General features: G+C 71.8%; 24 protein-coding genes. 3 read left to right on the top strand and 21 right to left on the bottom strand.

The window, feature by feature from the left end:
- Position 1: 1 nt before the first annotated feature.
- Genes ACQVFL_RS15540 through ACQVFL_RS15565 form a run of 6 tightly spaced genes read right to left on the bottom strand, consistent with a single transcriptional unit; the run spans position 2 to position 6,447 of the window.
- Positions 2-1,105 carry an endonuclease/exonuclease/phosphatase family protein gene (locus tag ACQVFL_RS15540; RefSeq protein ID WP_396695606.1) on the bottom strand — a complete coding sequence of 368 codons (1,104 nt, stop codon included), beginning with the start codon at positions 1,103-1,105 and terminating at the stop codon, positions 2-4.
- Positions 1,102-2,139: a glycosyltransferase family 2 protein gene (locus ACQVFL_RS15545; RefSeq protein WP_396695608.1), complete on the bottom strand. Its 1,038-nt coding sequence runs from the start codon at positions 2,137-2,139 to the stop codon at positions 1,102-1,104. The genes ACQVFL_RS15540 and ACQVFL_RS15545 overlap by 4 nt, the downstream gene beginning before the upstream one ends.
- The gene (locus tag ACQVFL_RS15550; RefSeq protein WP_396695610.1) at positions 2,136-3,149 is read right to left on the bottom strand and encodes a glycosyltransferase family 2 protein; all 1,014 of its coding nucleotides are present in this window, start codon (positions 3,147-3,149) and stop codon (positions 2,136-2,138) included. Before ACQVFL_RS15550 ends, ACQVFL_RS15545 begins: the two co-directional genes overlap by 4 nt.
- Positions 3,149-4,114 carry a UbiA prenyltransferase family protein gene (locus tag ACQVFL_RS15555; RefSeq protein ID WP_431729713.1) on the bottom strand — a complete coding sequence of 322 codons (966 nt, stop codon included), beginning with the start codon at positions 4,112-4,114 and terminating at the stop codon, positions 3,149-3,151. Before ACQVFL_RS15555 ends, ACQVFL_RS15550 begins: the two co-directional genes overlap by 1 nt.
- A gap of 9 nt (positions 4,115-4,123) precedes the next feature.
- Positions 4,124-5,143 (bottom strand): NAD-dependent epimerase/dehydratase family protein, encoded by a 1,020-nt coding sequence (locus ACQVFL_RS15560; protein WP_431729714.1) that lies wholly within the window; start codon positions 5,141-5,143, stop codon positions 4,124-4,126.
- Positions 5,137-6,447: an aspartate aminotransferase family protein gene (locus tag ACQVFL_RS15565; RefSeq protein WP_396695864.1), complete on the bottom strand. Its 1,311-nt coding sequence runs from the start codon at positions 6,445-6,447 to the stop codon at positions 5,137-5,139. Before ACQVFL_RS15565 ends, ACQVFL_RS15560 begins: the two co-directional genes overlap by 7 nt.
- A 277-nt stretch (positions 6,448-6,724) precedes the next feature.
- On the opposite strand from ACQVFL_RS15565, the gene ACQVFL_RS15570 reads away from it, so the two are divergent.
- From ACQVFL_RS15570 to ACQVFL_RS15580, 3 genes are read left to right on the top strand one after another with little or no spacing between them, the layout of a single operon-like run.
- Positions 6,725-7,726: a glycosyltransferase gene (locus ACQVFL_RS15570; RefSeq protein WP_396695614.1), complete on the top strand. Its 1,002-nt coding sequence runs from the start codon at positions 6,725-6,727 to the stop codon at positions 7,724-7,726.
- Positions 7,723-8,472 carry a polysaccharide deacetylase family protein gene (locus tag ACQVFL_RS15575; RefSeq protein WP_396695616.1) on the top strand — a complete coding sequence of 250 codons (750 nt, stop codon included), beginning with the start codon at positions 7,723-7,725 and terminating at the stop codon, positions 8,470-8,472. The genes ACQVFL_RS15570 and ACQVFL_RS15575 overlap by 4 nt, the downstream gene beginning before the upstream one ends.
- Positions 8,472-9,278 carry an AfsR/SARP family transcriptional regulator gene (locus ACQVFL_RS15580; protein ID WP_431729715.1) on the top strand — a complete coding sequence of 269 codons (807 nt, stop codon included), beginning with the start codon at positions 8,472-8,474 and terminating at the stop codon, positions 9,276-9,278. Before ACQVFL_RS15575 ends, ACQVFL_RS15580 begins: the two co-directional genes overlap by 1 nt.
- Positions 9,279-9,292: 14 nt before the next feature.
- Here the strand turns inward: ACQVFL_RS15580 and ACQVFL_RS15585 are convergent, their stop codons facing one another.
- From ACQVFL_RS15585 to ACQVFL_RS15655, 15 genes are all read right to left on the bottom strand, one after another.
- Entirely contained in the window at positions 9,293-9,916 is a 624-nt protein-coding gene (locus ACQVFL_RS15585; protein WP_431729716.1) for a class I SAM-dependent methyltransferase, read from the bottom strand.
- 55 nt (positions 9,917-9,971) lie between these two features.
- Positions 9,972-10,967 carry a lysylphosphatidylglycerol synthase domain-containing protein gene (locus ACQVFL_RS15590; RefSeq protein WP_431729717.1) on the bottom strand — a complete coding sequence of 332 codons (996 nt, stop codon included), beginning with the start codon at positions 10,965-10,967 and terminating at the stop codon, positions 9,972-9,974.
- The gene (locus ACQVFL_RS15595) at positions 10,964-11,989 is read right to left on the bottom strand and encodes a glycosyltransferase family 2 protein (RefSeq protein ID WP_396695624.1); all 1,026 of its coding nucleotides are present in this window, start codon (positions 11,987-11,989) and stop codon (positions 10,964-10,966) included. Before ACQVFL_RS15595 ends, ACQVFL_RS15590 begins: the two co-directional genes overlap by 4 nt.
- A complete protein-coding gene (locus ACQVFL_RS15600; RefSeq protein WP_431729718.1) occupies positions 11,986-13,212 on the bottom strand; it encodes a glycosyltransferase 87 family protein in 1,227 nt (408 codons plus the stop codon). Before ACQVFL_RS15600 ends, ACQVFL_RS15595 begins: the two co-directional genes overlap by 4 nt.
- A 135-nt stretch (positions 13,213-13,347) precedes the next feature.
- A complete protein-coding gene (locus ACQVFL_RS15605) occupies positions 13,348-14,547 on the bottom strand; it encodes an RtcB family protein (RefSeq protein WP_396695628.1) in 1,200 nt (399 codons plus the stop codon).
- 379 nt (positions 14,548-14,926) lie between these two features.
- The gene (gene mnhG, locus ACQVFL_RS15610; RefSeq protein ID WP_396695630.1) at positions 14,927-15,304 is read right to left on the bottom strand and encodes a monovalent cation/H(+) antiporter subunit G; all 378 of its coding nucleotides are present in this window, start codon (positions 15,302-15,304) and stop codon (positions 14,927-14,929) included.
- Positions 15,301-15,564, bottom strand: a complete 264-nt coding sequence (locus ACQVFL_RS15615; protein WP_396695632.1) for a monovalent cation/H+ antiporter complex subunit F — start codon at positions 15,562-15,564, stop codon at positions 15,301-15,303. The genes mnhG and ACQVFL_RS15615 overlap by 4 nt, the downstream gene beginning before the upstream one ends.
- Entirely contained in the window at positions 15,561-16,190 is a 630-nt protein-coding gene (locus tag ACQVFL_RS15620; RefSeq protein WP_431729719.1) for a Na+/H+ antiporter subunit E, read from the bottom strand. The genes ACQVFL_RS15615 and ACQVFL_RS15620 overlap by 4 nt, the downstream gene beginning before the upstream one ends.
- On the bottom strand, positions 16,187-17,761 hold the full coding sequence (locus tag ACQVFL_RS15625; protein WP_396695636.1) for a Na+/H+ antiporter subunit D: 1,575 nt from the start codon (positions 17,759-17,761) through the stop codon (positions 16,187-16,189). The genes ACQVFL_RS15620 and ACQVFL_RS15625 overlap by 4 nt, the downstream gene beginning before the upstream one ends.
- Positions 17,758-18,228, bottom strand: a complete 471-nt coding sequence (locus ACQVFL_RS15630; protein ID WP_396695638.1) for a Na(+)/H(+) antiporter subunit C — start codon at positions 18,226-18,228, stop codon at positions 17,758-17,760. Before ACQVFL_RS15630 ends, ACQVFL_RS15625 begins: the two co-directional genes overlap by 4 nt.
- Entirely contained in the window at positions 18,225-21,047 is a 2,823-nt protein-coding gene (locus ACQVFL_RS15635) for a Na+/H+ antiporter subunit A (protein ID WP_396695640.1), read from the bottom strand. Before ACQVFL_RS15635 ends, ACQVFL_RS15630 begins: the two co-directional genes overlap by 4 nt.
- Before the next feature lie 202 nt (positions 21,048-21,249).
- The gene (locus ACQVFL_RS15640) at positions 21,250-22,179 is read right to left on the bottom strand and encodes an ion transporter (RefSeq protein WP_396695642.1); all 930 of its coding nucleotides are present in this window, start codon (positions 22,177-22,179) and stop codon (positions 21,250-21,252) included.
- A gap of 364 nt (positions 22,180-22,543) precedes the next feature.
- The gene (locus tag ACQVFL_RS15645; RefSeq protein WP_431729720.1) at positions 22,544-23,392 is read right to left on the bottom strand and encodes a M15 family metallopeptidase; all 849 of its coding nucleotides are present in this window, start codon (positions 23,390-23,392) and stop codon (positions 22,544-22,546) included.
- A gap of 16 nt (positions 23,393-23,408) precedes the next feature.
- Positions 23,409-24,626, bottom strand: a complete 1,218-nt coding sequence (locus ACQVFL_RS15650; RefSeq protein ID WP_431729721.1) for a D-alanyl-D-alanine carboxypeptidase family protein — start codon at positions 24,624-24,626, stop codon at positions 23,409-23,411.
- 102 nt (positions 24,627-24,728) lie between these two features.
- Positions 24,729-26,006, bottom strand: a complete 1,278-nt coding sequence (locus ACQVFL_RS15655) for a D-alanyl-D-alanine carboxypeptidase family protein (protein ID WP_431729722.1) — start codon at positions 26,004-26,006, stop codon at positions 24,729-24,731.
- Positions 26,007-26,218 lie beyond the last annotated feature (212 nt).

A 26,218-nucleotide genomic window follows, 5' to 3' on the forward strand; every position in this document is an offset into this window, starting at 1 on the left:
CTCACCGGTCGCCCAGCGACACCACCAGCTCCTGGGTGCGGTGGTCGGAGACGCCCCGCGCGTCGCCGAATCGGTAGGAGTGCACCCGGACCTGCGGCGAGGCCAGCGCCCAGTCGAGTCGCCACCAGTGCGGCCAGCCGGGCCGGGCCGCGAAGCTGGCCGGGTACGGCGTCGTCATGGCGTGGGCGGCGTCGCGCAGGCCGTCGGGCAGTTTGCGCAGGTCGCCCATTGCCGGCGTGGTGTTCAGGTCACCGGCGAGCAGCACCGGATGCGGGTTGTCGCGGACGTCGCGGGCCAGCGCGCGCCACTGCGGCTCCCGCTGCGCCCGTTGCTCGCGCAGGATGCGGTAGAAGGCGGCGTCGAACGGTCCGTGCTGTGGGGAGAGCTGCACCGGCAGGTGCAGGTTGTAGGCCGAGAGCACCCGACCGCCGCCCAGGTCCAGGTCGGTCCGCAGGGTCTTGTAGCGCCACTCGTCACCGGCCGCCGCGACCTCGGGCGGCAGGCCGACCGGCTCCAGCGGTGCCTGCCGCAGCACCGGCAGCCGGGAGAGGGTGACCAGCTCGCCGACGACCACCACCTGGAAGCCGGGGAACTCGGCGCGCAGCCGGTCGAGCGTCGCCTCCGTCGGCCGCCCCTGCTCGTACCAGTACTCCTGCAACAGGTAGACGTCGGCGTCGGCGTCGCGCAGCACGCGGTACATCGTCTCGGTCTCGCCGCCGGAGTCCCAGTAGCCGGTGTTCCAGGAGAAGACCCGTACCGCGTCGGTGGGGGCGGGTCCGTCGCCGCCCTGCCACCAGCGCACGTTGACGCCGCCGAGCCCGGCACCGAGCAGCAGGCCCAGGGCGGCGAGCACCGACACCACGCGCCGACGGTGGCTCACCACCGCTCCGGCCGCCAGCACCAGGGGCACCAGCAGGAAGACCGGCGGCGGTACGGTGTCCACCGCGAGCCAGAGCCACCACCGTCCGCTCAGCGCCAGGTGCGCGACGGTGAAGGCGAGCCAGAGCCCGGCGGCGGCCGGCCACAGCACCGTCGGCCAGCGCCGCCGTACCGCGCGCCCGGGTGGCGTCGCGGTGTCGGCGGCGACCGGCGCGGCAGTGGTCACGCTGATTCCCACCGGGGCGTGCCGTCGATCGGGAACGAGGCGTCGTAGAGCTGCCGGAACGGCCGGGACAGCAGCCACTGCACGGCACCGGTCGCCACCCCGGCCGTGATCGTCACGTTGACCAGGAAGTGCAGCCCGGCGAAGCCGAGCAGGAACAGCGGCCCGTGCCGCCGCAGGACGAAGCGGTACATCCCGGCGTCGCAGGCCAGCGACGCCACCAGCAGGGCCGCCGGCAGCACCGCGCCCCACGGCCAGAACAGCAGCGGTACGACCAGCGCCGGCAGGGCGAGGAACGCGGCCAGGCTGCCCCATGCCCGGGAGGCGGTCTCGAAGCCCTTGCCGAAGCGCCGGGCGCGGGCGTACAGCGGGATCCGCAACCGTCCCCGGTGGAACAGCTTGCGCAGCAGGCCGGGCAGTTCGTGGTCGTGGTCGTGTCGGCCGCGCACCTCGGAGGTGAGCAGCATCCGGTACCGGCGGGTCAGCCGGTAGCCGTAGTCGACCTCCTCGGTCTGCCGCAGGGCCGGGTTGAACGGCCCGATCTCGTCGTACACGGCCCGTCGGATCACGCAGACGGCGGGGAAGAGGAACGACACGTCGCCCTCCGAGCTGATCGACCAGTAGTGGTACTGGAGCCCACGGTAGCGGGAGACGAGCGTGTCGTGGATCAGCGGTTCGGCGTCCTGGATCCCGCAGACCGCCCCGACGTCGGGTGCGTCCCGCAGGATGCGGACCGCGTTGGCGACCGCATCGGGTGCCAACGCCAGGTCGGAGTCGACGTAGCAGATCAGCTCGCCCACGGTGTGCGCGGCACCGACGTTGCGGGCGGTGCCGCAGCCACCGTTGGCGCCGGTGCTGACCACGCGGACGCCGAGCGCCTCGGTCACCGCGACGGACTGGTCGGTGCTGCAGTCGTCGACCATCAGCACCTCGATGTTCGGGTAGGTCTGGTCGAGCACGGAGCGCAGGCAGAGGTCCAGTGACTCGGCGTAGTTGTAGTTCGGCACGATCACCGAGACCAGGGGTAGGGCGTTCATCGGGTGGCGACCTCCGGGCGGTCGTAGAGCCGGCGGAAGCGGGCGGAGGTCAGCCAGGCCAGCACGCCGCAGGCGGCGGCGACCGCGATGACCAGGTTCAGGAAGAAGTGCATCGCGACGAAGTAGACCAGGAATCCCCAGCCGCGTTCGGCCCGGACGAAGCGGTACATGGGCAGGTCACCGGCGACGAAGGCGGCGAACGCGGCCAGCGGCACCACCAGGGCCGCCGGGCCGAGCAGCAGCGGCAGCACGAGGCTGAGCAGGGTCAGCGGCGCGGCGATGCTGACCCAGGCCCGGGGGCCGCTGCGCAGTCCGCCGGGAAACTCGGGCTTGCTGGCGAACATCGGGATGTGCAGCGCCGTCCGGGTGAACACCTTGCGGACCAGGACACCGAGTTCGTGGTCGTGGTCGTGCACACCCCGCACCCGTGGCGAGAGCAGGATCCGGTAGTGCTGCGCGAGCCGCATGCCGTAGTCGGCGTTCTCGGTCTCCCGCAGTCGGGGGTTGAACGGGCCGATCTCGGCGAACACCCGGGCCGGCACGGCCAGCAGCGCGGTGTAGAGCGTCATGATCTGCCCCTCGTCGGCGATCAGCCAGTAGGACTGCTGGAGGCAGCGGTACTCCTCCAGCAGGCTGTCCCGGATCAGCGGCACCGGGTCGTAGTTGCCGCACACCGCCCCGATCTCCGGGTCCGAGGTGAGCAGGTCGACCGCGTTGGCCACCGCGTCCGGGCGGGCCGCCACGTCGGAGTCGACGAAGAACAGGATCTCCCCCGCCGCGACCGCCGCGCCGAGGTTACGGGCCGCGGCCGGGCCGCTGTTGCTCGGCGTCCGCACGACCCGCGCGCCGTGGGCCTCGGCGACCGCCACCGAGTCGTCGGTGCTGCAGTCGTCCACCACGATGATCTCCAGACGCGGGTATGTCTGCGCCCGCAGGGAGTCGAGGCAGAGCCGCAGCGCGCGGGCGTAGTTGTAGTTCGGCACGATGACCGACACCAGGGGAGGGCTCATCAGTCCATCCAGGTCAGCAGGTGGGGATAGCGGGCGTTGATCTGTGCCACGGCCAGCACGACGCCGATCAGCACGGCACAGCCGACGATCGTCCGGTCGCGCAGCAGGATCCGGATCGGGTCGCCGCCGGTCCGCAGCACCAGGACCGCCTGGAGGTAGCGGAACGCGGCCAGCAACCCCAGGGGTACGACGAGCGCCAGCACGGCCGGCGGATAGGCGGCGATCGGCGCGTCCAGGTGCAGGTACAGCAGGAAGGTGGTGCCGGCCAGCGAGGTGGTCAGGCCGAGCAGGTGGTCGGCGAGCAGCAGGTTGTAGCCGTGCAGGGCCGGCCGGTGCGGGGTGCCGAGGGCGGCCAGTTCGTGCCGTCGCTTGCCCAGGATGAGCACCAGGCAGCCACTGAACACGGCGGTGAGCAGCAGACTGGCGGGCACCGTCCCGGTGGCCGCGTACCCCTGTAGGACGCGCAGCACGAAGCCGGTGGAGACCACGCAGACGTCCAGCAGCGGCAGGTGCTTGAGCCACCGGCTGTAGGCGGCGCTCAGGGCCAGGTAGGCGATCAGCGGCCACCAGGTCATCTGCGGGCCGGTGACGGTCACCGCGACCAGTCCGACGGCGAGCAGCACCGCGTACGCCCAGGCGACCGGGACCGGGACGTGTCCGGCGGCGATCGGTCGGTGCTGCTTGTCGGGGTGTTCCCGGTCGAGGTGGCGGTCGGCGATGTCGTTGAGCACGTAGATCACCGACGAGGCGAGCGTGAACGCGACGATCGCCCAGAGGCACCGCCACAGTGCCGACGCCGTCCAGACCGGGGTGTCGACGAGGGCGAGCGGGACGGCCAGGAGGTTCTTGACGACGTGCCCCGGTCGGGCCAGTGCGAGCAGGTGGCGTGGCAGCAGGAGCGGGCGTACGACCCGGTCGGGGGCGACCGGGGCGACCGGCTCCACCACGGTCTCGGCGGCGGTCATCGCGGGCCGTCAGAAGAAGATCTTCGCGGCGGCCAGGGCACCCTGTCGCCACGGATCGCGGCTGGTCCGACCGCCCCGCGACGGTCGGTGACGCTGTCGCTGCGCCCGCCACCACTCGTAGGTGCGCAGGATGGCGTCCTGGTTGGAGAGTTTCGGCCGGAAGCCCAGCCGGTCCCGGGCCTTGTCGATGCTGACGTACGAGTCGGCCATCAGTTTGTGCAGCAGGCGTCCGTAGACGGGTGAGAGCCGGGTGCGTTCCAGCAGGCTGAGCGCGGCGAGCGCGGGGCGGGCGGGCAGCGAGACCACCCGTCGGCCGTGACCGGCGGCGTCCAGGACCGCCTGGAAGTCCTCGCGCAGCGTGCCGAACTGCTCGGCGGCGAGGTTGTACGTGTCGTTGGCGACGTCGTCGTCGGCGTGCAGGACGGTGACCACGGCGGTCACCAGGTCGTCCACGGCGAACATCTGGATCCGTACGTCGCCGCGTCCGAGGACGGGGAAGTTGCGGCCTTCCTCCGCCCACTCGAAGAGCATGGCGAACAGCCCCATCCGGCCGGGGCCGACGAAGGTCTTGGGCCGCAGCACCGCCACCGGCAGGCCGTCCGCGCGGTGCCGTTCGGCGATCTCCTCGGCGGCGGCCTTGGCCGCGCTGTAGGTGTCGACCGGACTGCGCGGGTACGCCTCGGTGGTGGGCACCTGCGTGGGCAGCCCGTAGACGGCGGTCGAGGAGACGTGCAGGACGCGCTCCACCCCGGCCCGGCGCGCCGCGTCGAAGACCCCGCGCGTGCCGTCGACGATCACCGACCGGATCTCGTCGGACGGATAGCTCGGCAGCGCCGCCGCACAGTGGATCACCACGGTGGCGCCGGTGAGGGCGCGGTCCAGCAGGGCCGGGTCCCGGATGTCGCCGACGTACCCGACAGTGGGTTCCGGCCGCAGGTCGACGCCGCGGACCTGGTGGCCGTCGGCGGCGAGCCGGTCGGCCAGCCGGGAGCCGAGCATCCCGGCGGCGCCGGTGACCACGATCACCACAGCGATCCCACCTTCTGCGTGACGAACCGGGTCACCAGCCGGGTAAGCCCCTGGTCGAGCAGATCGCCGAGGGCGTCCACGGCGCGTTGCGCGTCGGCCGGTTCGGTGACCAGCGACGGTCCGATGACCAGCGGGTTGCGGCCGTTGAGCGTGTAGTAGGTGAAGATGTCGTGGTCCCGGTAGAGCGCGTTGATGACGGCGCAGGTGACCAGCTTGGCCTTGAAGCGGGGGTCGCGGGCGACACCGGCCGGGGCGAGCCGGCCCACCAGGTCGAGGATCTTCGGCCCGCCGTCGATCTGCACGCCCCAGAGCGCCCCGGCGCCGGCCACTCGGCCGACCGCCTCCGGATGCTCCTTGGCGAGCCGGTGCAACCCCGGTTCGAGGACCCGTTCCAGCGCCCGCGCCCGTGCCGGGTAGTCGTCCTCCACCACGATGTTGATCGCCTCGATGGCGGTGACGCACTCCTCCCCCATGCCGTAGTACGTGGTGCTGGTGCTCTGCAACAGCGCGTCGGTCAGGTTGTCGTACGCCTTCCGGAACACCGGCTTGCGGGCGACGAAGGCGGATATGGACGACTTTCCGCCGCCGAACGATTTGCTCGTGGTCAGCACGTCCGGTATCAGATCCGGGTAACGCATGAAGTAGAAGAGGCTGCCCGTCTTGCCCCAGCCGGTGTAGATCTCGTCGAAGATGAGTACGATGTCGTGTCGATCGCAGAGTTCCCGAACGCCGCGAAGGAAGTCTTCGTCGCACCATTGAATGGTGGAGGCGCTGAAAGGTTCGACGATCAGGGCGTACACGTCGCCGGCATGGCGTTCGATAGCGGACCGGACCGATTCCAGATCCCCGTACGCGAATGGGACGATTCCCGGAATTGTCGGAAAGTTGAAGTGCGGCTGTCCGGTGAGCCCACCGGAACCGAGCAACTTCCCGTGAAAGCCGCAGTCCGCGCGAAGGATGGTGCCCCGTCGGCCACCGTGGTACTTGTAGGCCAGCTTGACCGCGCCCTCGACCGCCTCGGCACCGGAGTTGGGCAGGAACGACATGGACAGGTCACCGGGCAGCAACTGGGCCAGGTTGTGGCCGAGCGCCGCGAGGTAGGGCGAAAAGTACGTCTTGTGCACCTCCATTCGCCGGCGCTCGGCGAAGCGTTGCCGCGCCGCCACGATCCGTGGATGGTTGTGGCCGTGGTTGAGCACTCCCACGCCGCCGGTCAGGTCGAGGACGCGCCGGCCGTCCCGCAGGGTCAGGTACGCCCCCTCGGCCTGCTCCACCAATTCCCGGCCGAACCCGAACGACGTCATCAGATTGACCTGGCTCGCGTTCACGTACCGTCGATAGAGGTCGTGCACCTCGCGAACGGTGAACCGCTCGCATTCCTCGACACTGACGAGATTGGGCATGACGCGACGCTATCTATTGCCTCGCGATCTTTCCTGGACCGAGGCTGGATGCAACCTTGACTACGCAAGGCAACCCTTGCCAGGGCGGGCGTCGGATGGATAACTTGGTCAAGGCGCAACACAATTGCCGCCAGTCAATTCCTCTGCACATTAGCCAACACTCGTTGAGGTGCCCGTCATGCCGCCGACGGTGTCGGTAATCGTTCCCACCCACAACAGCGCTAAGACCCTGGGTGCGTGCCTCGCGGCGGTCCTCCGACAGCGTCACCCGGTCACCGAGGTCATCGTGGTCGACGACGCCAGCACCGACGACACCCGGGAGGTCGCCCGGCGCTTCCCGTGCCGACTGCTGGTCACCGACCGCAACGCCGGTCCGGCCGCCGCCCGCAACCGCGGCATCCGGGCCGCCACCGGCGACCTGCTGTTCTTCCTCGACTCGGACTGCGCCCCGGAACCGGACGCCCTGGGCAACGCCCTCGCCGTCCTGCGCGAGCAGCCCGACGTCGCCTGCGTGCACGGCATCTACGCGCTGGAACCGCTCTTCGACGACGGTCCGATCGAGGCGTACCGGCTCACGCACGGGCACTACTGGCGGCTACGCCACGTCGGGCGGGTCCGCACCACCCTCTTCGCGATCTGTCTCATCCGCCGCGAGGTCTTCGGCAGCGTCGGCCTCTTCGACGAGCGACTGCGCGCGTCCGAGGACGTCGAGCTCGGCGACCGGATGGGCGACCGGTACGGCATCGTCCTCACCGACACGGTGGTCTGCCGACACGACGACGACAGCCGACTCGGGGCTCTGCTGGCCAAACAGTTCCGCCGCTCGCAGATGCTGATCCCGGTGGCCCTGGCCGAGCGCGGGCCGGCCGGTATCCGCGCCAACAGCCCGCTGGGTCTGCTCACTGCGGCGGCGGTGCCTGCGCTGGTGCCGACGGCACCGCTCACCGGCGGTTGGCCGGTGCTGTCGCTGCTGTTCCTGATCCTGTTCACCATCGCCGAACCGGCGCTGCTGCGGTTCGTCCTGCGCCGACGAGGGCTGCCGTTCACGGTCTTCTTCTTCGCCGTGCACCTGCTGGTCCAGCTCGCCGTCGTCGCCGGGGCCGTGATCGGCGGGATCCGTCACCTCGCCGACCGCGACTTCGGACCGAGCCGGACGACCGTCGCGAAGCCGTCCCGATGAGCAGCCGCCGAGGACCCGTCACCCGGCTCGGCGCGCACCTGCACGCACAGGCGTTGCACTACCTCCTGTTCGCCTATCGCGGCGGGCAGACGCTGCGCCGTCGCGCGGCCCTCGGCGGCCCGCACTGGCCGGTGTTCGGCCTGGCCGGTGAGGAGATCGCGCTCACCGTCGACGACGGGCCGCACCCGCAGTGGACCCCCGCACTGCTCGACCTGCTCGACCGGCACCGGATACGCGCCACCTTCTTCCTCATCGGCGACCGGGTCCGCGAGCACCCGGACCTGGCCCGACGGGTCCTCGCCGCCGGTCACCTGATCGGCAACCACTCGCGGTCGCACCCGCAGCCGTTCGCCGCGCTGTCCCGACCCGAGATCGTCGCGGAGATCGCGCAGACCCAACGTGACATCGAGGACGCCCTCGGCATCTCCCCACGACTGTTCCGCGCACCCGGCGGCAACTGGTCACCGGCGGTCCTGCGGACCGTCGCCGAGCTCGGCCTCACCCCCGTCGACTGGACGGTGAACCCCAGCGACTGGCGTCGTCCAGGTGTCGCGCGGATCTCCCGCACGCTGTCGCGTACCCGGCCCGGGCAGATCATGCTCTGCCACGACGGTGGTGGCGACCGGTCGCAGACCGTCGCCGCCCTGGCCGAGGTGCTGCCCCGGCTGACCGCCCGTGGGCTGCGCTTCGCCACCGTCCCCGCACACGTGACGCCCCGGCCGCGCCGGGTGGGAGAAGGCCCCTGATGTCGCACGGTGAACTGTCCATCCTGCTCCTGGGTCCGGTACGGGCCCGCCGGGGAGACACCGTCCTCTACCTGGGCACCCCCCGACAGCGGGAGGTCCTGGCGGTGCTGGCGATGCGCAGCGGCATGGTGATGTCCGTCGCCCAGATCGTCGAGGCGATCTGGGTCGGCCGACGACCCGATTCGGTGGAGAACATGGTGCACACCTACATCGGCCGACTACGCCGGGCCCTCGAACCGCCCGGCGACCGGCCGGCCGTGGCCCGGGTGCTGCGCTCCACCCGGCCCGGCTACACCCTGGACGTGCCGCCCGACGCGGTGGACACCGTCCGCTTCGAGCAGGACGTCCGCCGGGCCCGCGCGGCCCGCGCCCAGGCCGACCTGACCGAGGCGCTGTACCTGTTCCAGAGCAGCCTCGCCCGCTGGTCGGGGCGGGCCCTGCACGAGGCCACCGGCCCGCTGGCCGAGGCCGAACGGATCCGGCTGACCGAGCTGCGCCAGGACGTCCGGGAGGAGGCCACCGGCGTACGGCTGCTGCTCGGCGACATCGAGAACGTCGTCGCCGAGCTGCGCTGGATGCTGGCCGAGCACCCGATGCGGGAGCGGTTGTGGGAGCTGCTGCTCATCGCGCTCGGTCAGACGTCGCGGCGGGCCGAGGCGCTGACCGCCTTCCAGGACGCCCGGACCACGCTGGCCGACCGACTCGGGGTCGAACCGGGACACCGCCTTCAGGACCTGCACCGTCGGCTGCTGCGCAGCGAACCGGTGACGGTGTGGCCCTGGTGGGAGCGGCGCGTGCCGGTATAGGCACCAGCCGGTGCTCAGGGCTCCGCGACGGCGGCGGGGGTGAGCACGAAGAACGCGTCCCGCCCGGCGTCACCGGCCTGCGGCCCTCGCCAGACGGCCACGTCCAGCCCGCTGTCCCGGATCACCGCCACGAACTGTTGCGAGCGCTGCACGTCGTAGATCTGCACCAGGATCCGACCCCGCGTGGTGAGCCACCCCGGCAGCCGGCGCAGCAGGTCCGCCGCCTCGTCCACCGACAGGTAGTAGATGACCTCCCGCAACAGGATCGCGTCGTACCGGTCCGGCGGCACGTAGGTGCGGATGTCGGCCACCGCATAGGACGCGTCCGGCCGCCGCAACGCCCGGGCCGTCCCGATCGCCCGGCGGCTGATGTCCACCCCGTGGTAGTGCCGGTAACTGCCCCGGCGCAACGCCATGTTGACGCTGGTGCCGCAGCCCAGATCCAGGATCGCCGGCTGCGGCGCCCACGTCTCGATCAGCGACAGCGGTACGCTGCCGTCGCCGGCCCGGTCGAGGTAACCCCACATGCCCAGCGCGTACTGGGCGTCCCAGAGCGCTGCATTCAGCCGTGGACTGCGCCGGACCAGCGCCCGGACCGGTGCGCCCAGCAACCCCACCGTCGTCCGTAGTCTCGACACGTCCCTCACCGACCTCCCCCGCCGGGCCCACCCGGCGGCTGCCAACTGGAACGACTCACCCGACCGGCGCCGACCGCTCGACCGGTACCGGCCCGGTGAGCAGCGGCTCGTCGCGCCGTAACCGACGCCGGTGCAGGTACTGGGCCAGCAGCAGCCCTCCCCCTCCGACGGCCACCTCACTGAGCGCGCAGACCAGTCGGCTGACCAGCACCACCGGGGTGGCCACCGCCACCGGCAGCACGGTGGACAGCCCGATCATCAGCACCGCTTCCCGCACTCCCAGGCCGTCCGGGGCGACCATCACGGCCAGCCCGGCGACGGTCGCGGCGGCGAAACCGGCCACGCAGACCAGGTACGACCGCAGCGGCGGCGCGCCCGCGGCCACCGCGAGCAGCCACAGGTGGTGCCCGGAGACGAACCAGGACAGCGACTGCGCGGCCACGGCCCGCCGCAAACCCGCCGGGGTGGCGTGCACCTGCGGTGGTGGACGCCGCAGCAGCCGGGTCGCCAGGACCAGCGCCTTGTCGAGCAGGTCCGGCCGGACCACGAGCACGAGCAACGGGACACTGGCGAGCAGCAGCCACCAGGTGGCGCCGTCGAGCACCGCCGGACCGGCGGCGACCCCCAGCGTCATGCCGGTCATCGCCACCACCGCCCAGCTCAGCAGGAACACCCCGGCCAGCCGGACCGGCCCGACCTCGATCTCCCGGCCCATCCGCAGCAGCACCGGGAGGGCGACGAAGCGGCCGGGCACGAACTTGGTCAGGAACCCCACGAAGAACAGCCGGTACGCGGTCCACCTGTCCACCGGCGCGCCGAGGTCGACGAAGACGGCCCGCCAGGACGCCACCCCCAGCAGCAGCCCGACGGCGTTGACCAGCAGGGCGGCACCGACCGCCGCGCCCACCCGCCACGGGTCCAGGCGACCGGCCAGCGTCGCCACCGGAGTCCAGTCCTGGGAGCGCACGAACAGCACCAACCCGACGGTCAGCGCCACCACGAAGGCGACGGTGAAGGCCCGGTTGAGCCACCGCCACCAGCCGCCGCTCACCGGCGCGATCCCACGGTGGTCGGGCGGGAGGCACGGGCGCGTACCCGACGCGCCAGCGCGACACAGATCCCCAGGCCCATCCCGACGAACTCGGTCAGGTGGGTGAGCAGGCGCATCCCGGCGGCGAAGAACGCGAACCGGGGACCCCGGTGCCGGGCCGCGAACGCCAACAGGTCCCGGTCGGCCACGCCGACGGCCACCAGCAGGGCCAGCGGCAGCACCACCAGCCCGGGTGCCACCGCCACCAGCGGCGCGGTGAGCACGGCGAGTCCGGTGCCGGCCATGCCGACCACCGCGCCGACGTCGACCCGGTGCGGCGGGCGTCCGTCGGCGACCGACGGCTCCCAGCGGGCGGCCACGACCGCGTCGGCGTACGTCACCGCGCGGCGGAACAGTTCCGACAGGTACGGCCGGAGCCGGTCCACGTCGTCGTGGCGGCCGACCATCTCGGCACTGACCCGGATCTCGTAGCGAGCCGGCAGCCGGGTGCCGAACTCCACGTCCTCGGCGTCGCGCAGCCGCTCGTCGAAGCCCCCGACCAGCTCGAAGACCGTCTTCGGCACCGCCGTCAGCGCGAACATCGTGGTGGACGTGACCCCGGTGGCCCGACGTCGCCAGAAGTGCTCGAACAGCGTCTTGTACGCCTCGACCGGCCCGTCGTCGTAGAGCGGACGCAGGTCGTAGATGCCCTGCACCACGCCGCAGTCCGGATGCTGCCGCAGTACGCGTACCGCCGTGGCCAGCGTGCCGGGGGCCAGGGCGACGTCCGAGTCGACGAAGAGCAGCACGTCACCGGTCGCCCGGGCGGCACCGGCGTTACGGGCCGCCGACACTCCCCCGTTCACCGGCAGGGCCAGCACGGTGCAGCCGAACCCGGCGGCGATCCGCCGGGACCGGTCGGTGCTGGCGTCGTCGACCACGATCACCTCGGCCGGCGACTCGGTCTGCGCGTAGACCGCCGACAGGCAGTCGCCGAGGGTCCGTTCCTTGTTGTAGTTGGGCACCACCACGGACACCCTCACCGGCCCCACCCCTCTTCGCCGTCGGCCCGGGCACCGTCCGGCCGCCACGCCAGCCAGCCCAACGCCGCGTACCCGACGAGCACGTACAGGTTGCTGTGCAGCAGTTGCCAGCCGTGGAAGTGCAGGTCGACGCCGAGCAGCCCGATCACCGTCCAGGCGGCGCTGGCCACCAGCGCGGTCCAGAGCAGCACCGCGACCGCGACCGCGAGGCGGTTGCGTCGGCCACGCACCACGAGCAGCACCAGGGCCGGTACGCACCAGACCCAGTGGTGGTGCCAGGAGATGGGCGAGACGAGCAGGCCGGTCGTCGCGGCGGCCAGCACCCCGAGGAGTTCGGATCCGGCGCGGACGCAGCGGACCGCGACGACCAGCCCGGCCACCGTCGTCAGCGCCGCCAGGGGCAGCCAGACCGCCCGCACGTCGGCGGTGTCGCCGATCCGGGCCACCGCGCCGTGCAGCGACTGGTTCAGCACGGTCCGGGGATCACCGGTGACCCGGGCGGTGTCGAGCATGCCGCCGCCCCAGAAGCGGATCGAGTCGACCGGCCGCCACGCCAGACCGAGCCCGACGGTGGCGGCGAACGCGACCAGCGCGACCCCGGCGGCCCGCCAGCGACGCAGGCAGAGCAGGTAGACCACGAACAGCAACGGGGTGAGTTTGATACCGGCCGCGACGCCGACCCCGAGGCCGCGCCAGCGGCTGTCCGGATCGCCGGTCAGGTCCCACATCACCAGCAGCGCCAGGAACAGGCCCACCTGGCCGACCTGGAGGTGCCCGGCCACCGGGAAGACCGGCAGCACCGCGACCGTGCCCAGCAGGACCGGTCCGGGGCCGGTGTCCACACCGGCGGCCCGCAGCGTCATCCGGACCACGGCCGCCACGGCGGCGACGGAGGCCAGCGTCCAGAGCCCGATCCCGGTGGCGGCGTCGAGGTACGCCAGCGGTTGCAGCAACAACGCGGCGAACGGTGGGTACGTGAAGCCCAACGCGATGCCGTCGGTGCCCCGGTGGATCACGTCGTAGAGGGCGCCGTCACCGCCGGCGGCGGCGACCGCGCCCACCCGGTAGACGGCGAGGTCGCCCCAGAACCGGCCGGTGCCGCGGTGCACGACGACCGCCGCCACGGCCACCAGCACCGCGAGCACCGACAGCGCGGCGGCCGGCAGCACCGTGGAGCGTCGGCGGGCCGGCCGGGAGCCGGTCGTCGGCGAGAGGGTCGTCACCGCATCCCCCTTCAGAGGTCGGCGGGACGACGGTAACAATCGATGCGGGAACGATTTCTGTAACTGATCTGGATTACCGACGGTGCGGGTCGGCCCCCGGCCGGCGTCCGCCCCCCGCGGACGCCGGCCGGCGTCTCATCCCTTGACGCAGACCACCTGCTTGAGGTGGGCGACCACCTCGACCAGGTCCTGCTGCTGTGCCATCACCTCGGTGATGTCCTTGTACGCACCGGGGATCTCGTCCACCACCCCGGCGTCCTTACGGCACTCCACCCCCGCCGTCTGTGCCGCCAGGTCGGCCGTGCTGAACGTCCGCTTCGCCTGTGCCCGGGACATCCGCCGTCCCGCGCCGTGCGAGGCCGAGCAGTACCCCCAGTCGTTGCCGCCGCCCCGCACGATGTAGGAACCGGTGCCCATCGAACCGGGGATGATGCCCAGCTCGCCCAGTCCCGCCCGGATCGCGCCCTTCCGCGTCACCAACACGTCCACCCCCTCGTAGTGCTCCTCGGCCACGTAGTTGTGGTGGCAACTGATCGGCTCGTCGTAGCCGACGTGCGGGAACCGGTCCCGCACCAGGTTCATCAGCACGGCGAGCATCACCGCACGGTTGCGCCGCGCGTACTCCTGCGCCCACCACAGGTCCCGGCGGTAGGCGTCCATCTCCGGCGTACCGGAGAGGAACACCGCCAGGTCCCGGTCGGGCAGGTCGGCGTTGTGCGGCAGCCGACGGGCCACCGCGATGTGCCGTTCGGCCAGTTCCTTGCCGATGTTGCGCGAGCCGGAGTGCAGCATCAGCCAGACCCGGCCCGGCTCCGTCCCGCCCTGCTCCAGGCAGACCTCGATGAAGTGGTTGCCGCCGCCGAGCGTGCCGAGCTGCCGCCGGGCGCGTGACTCCAACTGCTGCACCCGCCGGTCCAGGTCGGCGAAGCCCCGCCAGAAGTCGTCCCAGCCACGCTGTTCCAGGCCCCGGATCCGGCGCGGATCCACCGGCTCGTCGTGCTTGGCGAAGCCGACCGGAATGGCGTCCTCGATGGCCCGGCGCAGCCCGGCCAGGTCGTCGGGCAGGTCCGCAGCGGTCAGCGAGGTGCGGACCGCCGACATGCCGCAGCCGATGTCGACCCCGACCGCTGCCGGTGACACGGCCTGCCGCATGGCGATGACCGAACCCACCGTGGCGCCCTTGCCGTAGTGCACGTCCGGCATCACCGCGACGCCCTGCACCCACGGCAGCGCCCCGATGTTGCGGAGCTGCCGGGCGGCCTGCGGCTCGATGGCGTACGGGTCGGTCCAGACCCGTACCGGCGCCCGCGTTCCCGCGAGCAGGCTGAATCCCATGACGTACCCCCGAAGTGTGTGTCTGAGCCTCCTCGTCCGGGCACGGCCTCACCTCGGCCGACGCCGTCCGGCACCGGTGCGACGAGTGGAGAAATGGGTGGACAGGACGAGGCCGCCCGGACCCGTGACGGGTGGGCGGCCTCGACGAACGGGCGGACGCGCTAGTGGTGGCGCGCCGGTCGTCGAGGCGGACGGAGGCGGGCGCCGCTCAGCGCCGCCGAATACCCGGACCGACAGGGTTCACCCCGGGTCGGCCAACCGTCCTGCGGTCTGACGTTCGTCGACACGGCGTACTCCTCTCGGCTCCGGTCCGATGTGACCTGATGCCGAGAAGAGTAGGGACCACCGCCGGTGGGCCGCAAACGATATTGAACGGCGCTCAGACGCGGGCGCCGTCGCCCTGGTCGCCGCCGACCCGGTCCAGGTGCGCGGCGAGTTCGTCGGTGAGCAGCAGATCGGCACGGATCTCGTCGTGCGGGTACGCGGCCCGACCGACCATGTGTGCCGCCACCGGCGCGGTGGCCAACTGGAAGACGCCCACCAGCACCAGGGTGGTGATGTCCACCCCGGTCCGCAGCCGCAGCGCGCAGCCGACCAGCACCAGCAGCAGCCCGAGGACCTGTGGCTTGGCCGCGGCGTGCATCCGGGTGAGCAGGTCGGGGAAGCGCACCAGCGCCACCCCGGCGGCGAGGCTGAGCAGCGCGCCGCTGATCAGGCAGACGGCGGCGACGATGTCGAGGATGGCGTCCGAGGTCATTTGGTGTCTCTCCGCGCGGCGAATCGGGCGACGCTGACCGACCCGACGAAGCCGAGGACCGCGAGGACCACCAGCACCGGCAGTGCGGTGGCGTCCCGGCTGTAGGCGGCCTCGGCGGCGATCGCGGTCACGATGATGGCCAGCAGGACGTCGGTGGCCACGGCCCGGTCGAGGATCGACGGGCCCCGGATGATGCGGATCAGGGTGAGTCCGCCCGCCACCGCGAGCAGCACGGTGACGGTCACGGCGACGACGGTCATGTCGCGGCCCCTTCCAGGTCGGCCGGTGGGGTCGGGTCGGGGTTCTGGCGGACGCGGCGCAGCTCGTCGGCGGAGCCGATGGCCTCGATGATGCGGGCCTCGAGGGCCAGCACCTCGCGCCGGAACTGTTCCACCTCGTCGATGCTGTTCACGTTGATGACGTGGACGAACAGGGTGCCGGTGTTCCGGTCGGCCTCCAGGATCAGACTCCCCGGCACCAGCGACAACGCCTCGGCGGTGAGGGTGAGGTTGAGGTCCGTGTTCACCCGGAGCTGCACCGCGATGATGGCGCTGCGCGGGACGTGTCCGGGGCGGAACGCCAGCCAGGCGATCTGGACGGAGGCGACCACCAGGTCATAGAGGAAACGTGCCCAGAACCGCAGCATCCCCAACGGGTGGAGCCGACCGGCGAAGGTCACCGGCGGCAGCGGGAAGACCGCGATGAGGATCGCGGCCACCACCAGCCCGCTGATGATGTTGGCCCAGGAGAAGGTGCCCCAGAGGAGCACCCAGACGACGACCAGGACGGTCACCGCGACGATGCGGTTGCGGCGTCGCGCGGCCCGGGACAGTGGCGGGTTCGGCGCGTCGGTCGGCGGGGCTGGGGTCATCTGGTCGGGGCTCACGGCGTACCCCCTGGGAAGACGGCCTCGACATAGGGTGTGCGCCGCAGCAGGTCGTCGGCGGCGTCGGTGCTGAGGTCGAAGAGCGGTCCGGCCACCACGGTCAGCGCCAGCCCGAGCGCCACCAGGGCCACGGTCGGCGCGATCATCAGGCCGGGCAGCACGGCACCGCTCTGCCCGGTGGTGTTCACCTGCGGCTGGACCGCACCCTCCGTGCGGGAGGCCCGGTCGGAGTCACCGGAGTCCGGCATGTCCGGGTGCGGTGCCCGCCAGAACGCGAGGTTCCACACGCGGGCCACCGCGTAGAGGGTGAGCAGGCTGGTCACCAGACCACCGGCGACCAGGATCCAGGCCAGCACACCGCCGTCGGCGATACCCGCCTGCACCAGGCCGATCTTGCCGAGGAACCCGGAGAACGGTGGGATGCCGGCGAGATTCAGCGCGGGTACGAAGAAGAGGATGGCCAACACCGGCGACAGTCGTGCCAGTCCGCCGAGGCGGTCCATGGCGGTGCTGCCGCCGCGGCGTTCGACGAGGCCGGCGGCGAGGAACAGGGTCGTCTGGATGGTGATGTGGTGCACCACGTAGAAGATCGCCGCGGACAGGCCCAGCGACGAGGTGAGCCCCACGCCGAACAGCATGTACCCGATGTGGCTGATCAGGGTGAACGACAACAACCGCTTGATGTCGGACTGCGCCACCGCACCGAGGATGCCGACCAGCATGGTCAACACCGCCACCACCAGGAGCAGGGTGGCCGTACGGCCACCGGGGAACAGCAGCGTCTCGGTCCGGATGATCGCGTACACACCGACCTTGGTGAGCAGGCCGGCGAAGACCGCGGTGACCGGGGCCGGGGCGGTGGGATAGCTGTCCGGCAACCAGGCCGACAGCGGGAACACCGCCGCCTTGATGCCGAAGGCCAACAGGAGCATGCCCTGCAACACCAGGCGCATGTCGTCGGGCAGGGCGTCCAGCCGGTCGACGAGCTGGGCCAGGTTGAGCGTGCCGGTCGAGGAGTACACCAGACCGATGGCGACCAGGAAGATCACCGAGGAGAGCAGGCTGACCACGACGTACGTGGTGCCGGCCCGGATCCGGGTCTCGGTGCTGCCCAGGGTCAGCAGCACGTAGCTGGCGACCAGCAGGATCTCGAATCCGACGTAGAGGTTGAACAGGTCACCGGAGAGGAACGCGTTGCAGACACCGGCGGTCAGCACGAGATAGGTCGGGTGGTAGACCGACAGCGGCGTCTCCTCGTTGCCGTCGGCCATACCCTGCCCGATGCTGTAGACCAGCACGCAGAGGGTGACCGAGGCGGAGACCACCAGCATCAGCGCGGCGAGCTGGTCGGCGACCAGCACGATGCCCATCGGGGCGGCCCAGCCGCCCACCTCCACCACGAGCGGACCGTCGATGCTGGAGCGGACCAGCAGCATCGCGGCGACCGCGACGGTGGCGGTGAGCACGGTGAGGCTGACCCACCGCTGGGCACGTGGACGGCCCAGCAGGAGCAGTGTGATGGCCGCGCCGAGCAGCGGCATCACCACCGGCAGCGGAACGAGGTAGGTCATCCGGCCCTCCCCGCGTCGACCGAGGCGGTCCGGGACCGCTCCGTCTCGGTGTTCGCGTCGTCGTCGTCATCGTCGTCATCGCCGTCGACGTCGTCGTCCGGGACCTCGTCGCGTTCCGCGAGATCCATGATCCGGCGGTCCTCGACGTCGTCCTGCACCTCGTCGTGCCCGTTGAGGTGCCAGCTCCGGTAGGCCAGGGCGAGCAGGAAGGCGGTCATGCCCAGGGTGATGACGATGGCGGTGAGGATCATCGCCTGCGGCAACGGATCGCTCATCTCCTCCTGCGGGCTGTCCCCGACGATCGGCGGCGTGCCGGCACGACCGCCGGTGAGCAGCAGCATGTTGGCGCCGTTGCCGAGCAGGATGACGCCCATCAGGACCCGGGTCAGGCTGCGCTCCAGCAGCAACGTCACACCCGCGGCGACGAGGACGCCCACCACGATGACGTAGGTGAGGTTGGGGGTCACACCAGCTCCTTCTCGCGGATCTCGGCGTCCTCGGTCTCGTGTTGGCGGTCCATCTCGGCACCCAGGCTGCGCAGGATGTCCAGCACCAGCCCGACGACGATCAGGAAGACACCGACGTCGAAGAAGGCCGAGGTGACGAAGTGGATGTGCCCCAGCACCGGCAGGTGGAAGTCGAGCAGCGCGGTCTGGAGGAACTCTCCGCCGAGCAGCATCGCGGCCACGCCCGTGCCGACCGCGACGAAGAGTCCGGCGCCGAGGACCGCACCGGCGTCGACCGGTGCCGCGCCGTTGAGCTCGGTACGCCCACCGGCCAGGTACCGCACGGCCAGGGCGAGACCGGCGACCAGACCGGCGGCGAAACCGCCGCCCGGGGCGTTGTGGCCGCTGAACAGCAGGTAGATGGAGAACAGCACCATGGCGTGGAACAGCAGTCGGGTGACCACCTGGAGGATGACCGACTGGGAACGCGCGGTGGCCCCCGTGGTCAGCCAACGGGGCCGGGCCGACTCGGTCGGGTCCCCGCCGGGGATCTGACCGCGCCGGTCCAGGTCACGGGCGTGCCGGAAGATCAGGCTGGCCACACCGGTGGCGGCCACCACCAGCACCGCGATCTCCCCCATGGTGTCCCAGGCCCGGATGTCGACCAGGGTCACGTTGACCACGTTCTTGCCGCCGCCGTAGGAGACCGCCTCGTCGGGGAAGTCCACCGAGATGGGGATGGCCTGGCGGGCGCCGGTGGCGACGTACGCCATGCCGGCGGTGACCGCGCCGACCGCGACGCCGATGGCGACACGCCCCCGGCGGCTGGACCGGATCGGCCGTTCCGAGAACTTCTCCGGCAGGCGGCGCAGCACCAGCACGAACATCACGATCGTGACGGTCTCCACCAGGAACTGGGTCAACGCCAGGTCGGGCGCGCCGTGCAGGACGAACAGCAGCGCGATGCCGTAGCCGGCGACGCCGACCAGGATCATCGCGGTGAGCCGGCGCAGCGCGCGGGCGGCCATCACGGCGGCGATCACGACGACCGCGGCGGCGACCCCCTGCAACGGCGTGTCCCACAGGTGGAAGCGCTGTGGCCAGGGGCTGCCGGCGATCAGCGTGCCGCCGGGCAGGACGACCAGCACCACCAGGATGACGCCGAGATAGAAGGGCAGCGAACCACGCTGGGTGGCACCGGTCAGCTCGACCGCCAGGCGGTCGATGCCGCTGATGGCCTTCTTGTAGACGGAGGCGCCGTCGAACGGCAGGCGCAGCGTCGTCCGGACCCGTTCGCGCCGCATCAGGTGGAACAGACCGGCACCGGCGGCGACGGCCAGCGCCGACAGGCCCAGTGCCGGCGTCAGCCCGTGCCAGAGCGCCAGGTGGTAGCCGGGCTCGGCGGAGCGGTAGAGGTCGGCGTACGGGGCGAGCAGGCGGTCCACCGCCGGGGCGAACAGGCCGGCGGTGACACCGACGACCGCCAGCACCGCGGCCGGGGCGAGCAGGGACCAGGACACCGGCCGGGACTCGGTGGCCGGGGTGTCGGGCTTGTCAGCGAAGGCGCCCCACATGAACCGCAGGGTGTACGCCACGGTCAGCACCGAGCCGAGGATCACCCCGGCGAGGACGACCAGGTCGGCGGTGCCGCCGTGCAGCAGCGCCTCGACCGCCGCCTCCTTGGCCACGAACCCGGCCATCGGCGGAAGACCCGCCATCGACGCGGCGGCGAGACCGGCGACCACGGCCAGGGCGGGTGCCCGACGCCCGAGCCCGCTGAGTTCACGCAGGTCACGGGTGCCGGTGACGTGGTCGACCACACCGACGGTGAGGAACAGCGTCGCTTTGAACAGGGCGTGGGCCAGCACCATCGCCACCCCGGCCAGCGCGGTGTCCCTGGTGCCGCCACCCAGGATCACCATCAGCAGGCCGAGTTGACTGACCGTGCCGTAGGCCAGCAACAGCTTGAGATCGGCCTGGCGCAACGCGGCCCAGCCACCGAAGAACATGGTGAGCAGCCCGCACACCAGCAGCACCGGGCGCCACGGCCCGGCCTCGGCGACCGCCGGGCCCATCAGGGCGACCAGGAAGACGCCGGCCTTGACCATCGCCGCGGCGTGCAGGTAGGCGCTGACCGGCGTCGGTGCCGCCATCGCGCCGGGCAACCAGAAGCTGAAGGGGAAGATCGCCGACTTGCTCAGCGCGCCCAGCAGGACCAGCACCATGGCCACCGCGAGGTAGCCACCGCCGGGCATGTTCTCGGCGATCTCGGACCACCGGTAGGTGCCGGCGTGCTGGCCGAGCATGACGAAACCGGCGAGCATCGCGAGGCCGCCCAGCGTCGTGACCAGCAGTGCCTGCATGGCCGCCCGTCGGCTGGCCCGCTTGGCCGGGTCGTAGCCGATCAGCAGGTAGGAGAAGACCGTGGTCAGCTCCCAGAACACGTAGAGCAACAGCAGGTCGTCGGAGACGACCAGGCCGAGCATCGCGCCGGCGAAGGCGACGAACACGGCGGCGAAGCGTCCCAGGCTGGGGTCGTCGGAGCGGAAGTAGCGGGCGCTGTACGCCAGCACCAACGCACCCACTCCGCCGACCAGGACGACCATCAGCCAGGACAGTGTGCCCATCCGTAGCGCGAGTTCCAGCCCCAACTGCGGTACCCAGGAGACGGTCTCCACCACCGGCTCACCGGAGCGGACCCCGCTCGTGTGAGTCAACGCCCACACCAGCGTCGCGCCAGGCACCAGTGCCACCAGGTAGAGGGCGTGCCGTCCCCAGGTCCGCACCAGCGCCGGGGCGATCACGGCTGTCAGCGCATGGACCGCCACCAGTACCAGCACACACCCTCCCCAGAGATCATTCGTCGGTGTGACGACCCTATCCGGTAAGGACCGCAATCCGCATCTGCCGTGATCCGGATCAAAGGTGTGTCACCCTGACAGACCGCCCCGGCTCGTGTGCGAGTTCACGTGCGGTTCACAACCGGACCCACGCCCGAAACCCGCTGCCCACCAGGAGATCCACTCTCACCTTAACGGACGTTCAGTCACGTCCCGCACGTCGGAGCCGCCCGTCGTCGCGGTCGATACGAAGTTCCCGTTCCAGCTCGACGATGAGCCTGCGCAGGTCGTCGAGCCGCTGGGAGACCGCGATCCGGTCCAGCTCGTCGGGCACCCCGTCACCGTCCTCGTCGTAGCCGGGGGCGAGGCCCTCGGTCATCTCCAACCGCCGGGCCTCCTCCATCGAGTTGACGAAGACCGCGATCAGGATGTTCAACAGCAGGTTGACGGTGATCACCACGAAGCTCACGTAGTAGAGCACGGTCCACGGCGAGAACTCCATGCCCTGCTCGATCAGGTCCGGCAGGGTCTCCAGCGAGAGCAACACGAACAGTGTCAACAACGACCGCCCGATGTCCCCGTATTCCTCCGGGTACACGTCCTTGAAGATCAACCATCCGGCCATGCCGTAGACGTAGAGCGTCACCATCGCCAGCGCGAGGAACCCGCCGATACCGGGCAGACTGCGCCACAACGCCGCGACGATCATGCGCAGACCGGGTGAGAACCGCACCAGCCGTACCATCCGCAACACCCGGACGACCCGCAACAGCGCCGAGTCGCCGTGCAGGGCCGGGACGAAGATCGCCGCGATCACCAGGAAGTCGAAGACGTTCCAGCCGTGCCGGAAGAAGTCCTGCGGACGACGGCCGTAGGCCAGCAGCCGGATGGCGATCTCGACCACGAAGACCGTCCGGAAGAACCACTCGACGCCGTGCAGCGCGGTGCCCGCCGTGCCGAGGTCGGGGTAGGTCTCCAGGCCGAGCACCACCCCGTTGGCGAGGATCACCGCGACGATGGTGACCTCGAACGACCGCGAGGCGGCGATCTCGGCGCAGGCGCGGGCGAGCCGGGAGTCGGGCGGCAGGTCGGCCGGGCCACCTCGCTGCACCGGCACACTCGTGACGGTCACCTCGCGACCGACCTCGACTCAGGGTCAGGGACCGGCGAGGCCGGCCACCGTGCGTCACGGCGACATCGACGTACGGCAGTCATGGCCCACAGCGTACGGGACGCCGTGGACGGATCGTCCCGCCGTCGCGGAGCGCGATGTCGCACCGGCGCGCCTGCTCACCCACCGGTCGACGTGCCGCGGCTCAGCCTGCGTCCCGACGGCACGGCACCGCGCGTCCTCGACCTGACACAGTGGAGTGTCCACCTGCTCAGACGGCTGTGTCACCAGGCCCAGACGACCAGCCACCCGGTGCCCTCCGCGCTGCACGACGAGCTTCGCGGCCACCCCGCCGACCCCGCCACCGCCGAGAACCGCGCCCCGGTCAGCCCACCGAGGAACGGGTGACCGGCAGGTCGAAGTAGGTGTCCGGCCAGGGCTCGTCGCGGTAGCGGAAGTGCCACCACTCCCGGTCGTAACCGACGAAGCCGCCGTCGGTCATCAGGTCCCGCAACAACCGCCGGTTCTCCCGCGCGGTGGGGCCGACCGCGGTCGAGTCGGTGTGCGACAGCGGATCGAAGCAGTCGAATCCGGTCCCCATGTCCACGCTGTCGTCCGGAGAGCGCCGGCCGTACGGGTCGGTGCAGGCGGCCGAGGGCTGCCCCGGTACGTGCCGGGGTTGCTCGGGCGGCGGCTGGCCGACCAGCGTGAGGTCGACCGTGCTGCCCCGGCTGTGCGACGTCGGCGCGCCGAGGTAGCCCCGGTCGAACAGCGCGGACTTGGCCACCCGGGGATAGAACTCCGCCTTGGTCTCCTGCCGCCCCGGGTCGGCGCCCCAGGCGACGAAGTCGTCCACCGCACGCTGCGGGCGGTAGCAGTCGTACACCTTGAGGCGGTGACCGGTGGCCAGGGCGGCGTCCTGCACCCGGCGCAGCGCCGTCGCGGCCGGCGCGGTGAGCAGGCAGAGCGGCTCCTGGTAGCCGTCGACGGGACGCCCGACGAAGTTGTGCGCGGTGGCGTACCGGATGTCGGTGAGGATGCGTCCGTCCACGTCGGAGAGGAGCACCAGGCCCGGCCGCGCCGGAGCCGAGACCGGCGGCGGCTGCGACGGCTCGGGGGTCGGCGCGTCCCGCCCGCACCCGACCACCCCGGCGCCCAGTACCACCGCCACCGCCGGGCCGACCGCCCACCGGCCGGGCCCGCGTCGGGCGGGTCGGGCCGACACCGTCGCCACGGCCGCTCGGGACGGCTCAGCGGGCCGGACGGCCACGGTGGGCTGCGCGGCGACGCCGGGCGACGACCGCGCCGGCCAACAGCGCCACACCGACGACGAGTACGGCCAGCGAGGCCCAGCGCAGCGGTGCGCCGAGGGTACGCGGTGCGGGCTCACCGGCGGCCCCACCCGGCAGCGCCTGCGGCGGCACCGAGGCCGACGGTACGGCGGACGTGGCGGTGCCCGGACTCACCAGCACCCCGACCGAGGCGTCCCGGGGCAGCCCGAAACCCCAGTCGAGCAGCGCGGCACCCTGTTCCCAGCCCCGCTTGTCCACGACGTCCGCACCGAGCAGGGTGACCACCAGCCGACGCCCGTCCCGCTCGGCCGCGCCCACGTAGGTGTGCCGGGCCAGGTCGGTGTACCCGGTCTTGCCGCCCAGCGCCCCCGGGTAGTGGTAGAGCAACTGGTTGTCGTTGTCGATGGTGAAGCCCTTCGCGCCCTGCCCCGGCTGGGGCGGGATGGTCGCCTCCCGGGTCGCCGCATACCGGCGGAACTGCTCGTCGGCGAAGCACGCCCGGGCGATCAGCGCCAGGTCGTACGCGCTGGTGAACTGCCCCGGACCGTCCAGTCCGGACGGGTTCGCCGCGTGCGTCTGGTAGGCGCCGAGCGCCCGCGCCTGCTCGTTCATCGCGCGCAGGCCACCCGCCAGACCGTCCGGCCCCCCACCGGCCCGGGCCAGCGCGTTCGCCACCTCGTTGCCGGAGCGCAGCAGCAGCCCGAGCCAGAGCGTCTCCACCCGGTACCGGCCGCCCTCCACCAGCCCCACGGCCGAGCTGCCCGGTTCGATGTCGAGGTCACCGGCGGTGATGGTGACCAGGTCGTACGGGTCCAGCCGGGGCAGCATGGTCGCGGCCAGCAGGAGTTTCTGCACGCTGGCCGGAGTGGCGTACTCGTGCGGACCGCAACCGCCCAGCACCGCTCCGGTGTCCAGGTCGGCCACCAGCCACGAGGTGGCGGCCACCTTCGGCGGTCGGGACACCGCCGAGGGGACGACCAGCCCCTGGGTGGCCAGCCGCGCGCCGCCCACCGCCCGCTGCACCGGGTCCGGTGACGGTGTGACCGGCTGCGACGGCCCGGGCGCCGGCGGCGCCGGACGTGGACAGGGCACCGGTGCCGCCGCGGCGGCGGTCGCGGGCAGCGGCGCGGTCATGAGCGCCGTCACCACCGCGACGACGAGGGCTCGGACTCTCACATCCAGCGACACTATCGGGTGGTTACCGACTGGTCCGGCAAATCGACCATCGAGTACGCCAGCGGCGCGCCCGACGACCGGCAGGTGGTACGGCTCGTCGGGTCAGCCGCGAGGGCGACGCGAGGCGCGGACCCGACGGGCGGCGACCACCGCCAGCGCGATCGCGGACACGCCGACCGTCAGCGCCACGAACAGGCCCGCACCCGGACGGTCGTCGACGGCGGCCGAGGTGGTACTGCTCACCGGAGGTGCCCCGGCCGGCGCAGGCACGGCCGGGGACGGCGGAGCCGGCGTACGTGCCACGTCCCACTCCCCCGGCTCCACCAGCCGACCCACGCCCGCCTCGCGGGGCAGCCGGAAGCCCCAGTCGAGCAGCGCGGCCCCCTGCTCCCAGCCGCGCTGCGGTCGGGGCTCGGCACCGAGCAGGGTGACCACCAACCGGCGACCGTCCCGCTCGGCGGCACCGACGTAGGTGTGCCGGGCGTAGTCGGTGAAACCGGTCTTGCCGCCCAACGCACCCGGGTAGCGGTAGACGAGCTGGTTCTCGTTCTGGATCTGGAAGCCCCTGGCGCCCAGCCCCCGCTGGGCCGGGATCCGGGTGCGTTCGGTGAGCGCGTACCGGCGGAACGTCGGGTCGGCGAAGCACGCCCGGGCGATGAGCGCCAGGTCGTACGCGCTGGTGAACTGTCCCGGGCCGTCCAACCCGGACGGCGTGACCGCGTGGGTCTGCAACGCGCCGAGGTGGCGGGCGTACTCGTTCATCGCCCGCACCCCGCCCGCCGCGCCGTCCGGGCCACCGCCGAGGCGGGCCAGCGCGTTGGCCGCCTCGTTGCCGGACTGCAGCAGCAGGCCCAACCAGAGCGTCTCCACCCGGTACCGGCCGCCGGGCAGCAGCCCGACCGCCGAGGATCCGGGCGCGATGTCCAGGTCCTCCCGGGTCACCCGGATCACCTGCTGCGGATCGAGCCGGGGCAGCATGGTCGCGGCGAGCAGGAGTTTCTGCACGCTGGCCGGAGTGGCGTACTCGTGCGGACCGCAACCGCCCAGCACCGCTCCGGTGTCCAGGTCGGCCACCAGCCACGAGGTCGCGGTGACCTTCGGCGGGACCGGTGCGCCCGGCGGCACGACGAGTCCCGGGGTGGCCAGCAGGTCCCCGCCGACCACCTGATGCTCCGGATCGGACGGGGGCGGCGTCGGTCGCGGCGAACGGGTCACCTTCGGCGCGACCGCCTTCGGACAGGGCACCGCCACCGGTGCGGCGGTCGGCGTCGACACGGACGACATCGCGGCACGGTCGGTGACCGCAGCCATACCCGGAGTCGCGGGCGTCGCCACGATCGCGAGGACGACGACGGCGACGGAGAAGGCCCGGACTCTCATGAAGACGCAGACTAACGGCACGATCGACAGTCGGATCCGATCGGTCGGACCGCCGACTCGACTCGATCGCGCCGATCTTCCACCCGCACCGGTTGAACCGATCCCGAGCGCCCCCCGTATCCACAGCCGAACACGCACAACGTTCGGACCTGCGACGGGAGCGCTCCCGAAGCTCGCCCGACGGTCATCCCGGGACAGGCTCCGGCACGCGG

Origin of the sequence: Verrucosispora sp. TAA-831 (assembly GCF_050780145.1) — a bacterium.
Lineage (GTDB): Bacteria > Actinomycetota > Actinomycetes > Mycobacteriales > Micromonosporaceae > Micromonospora.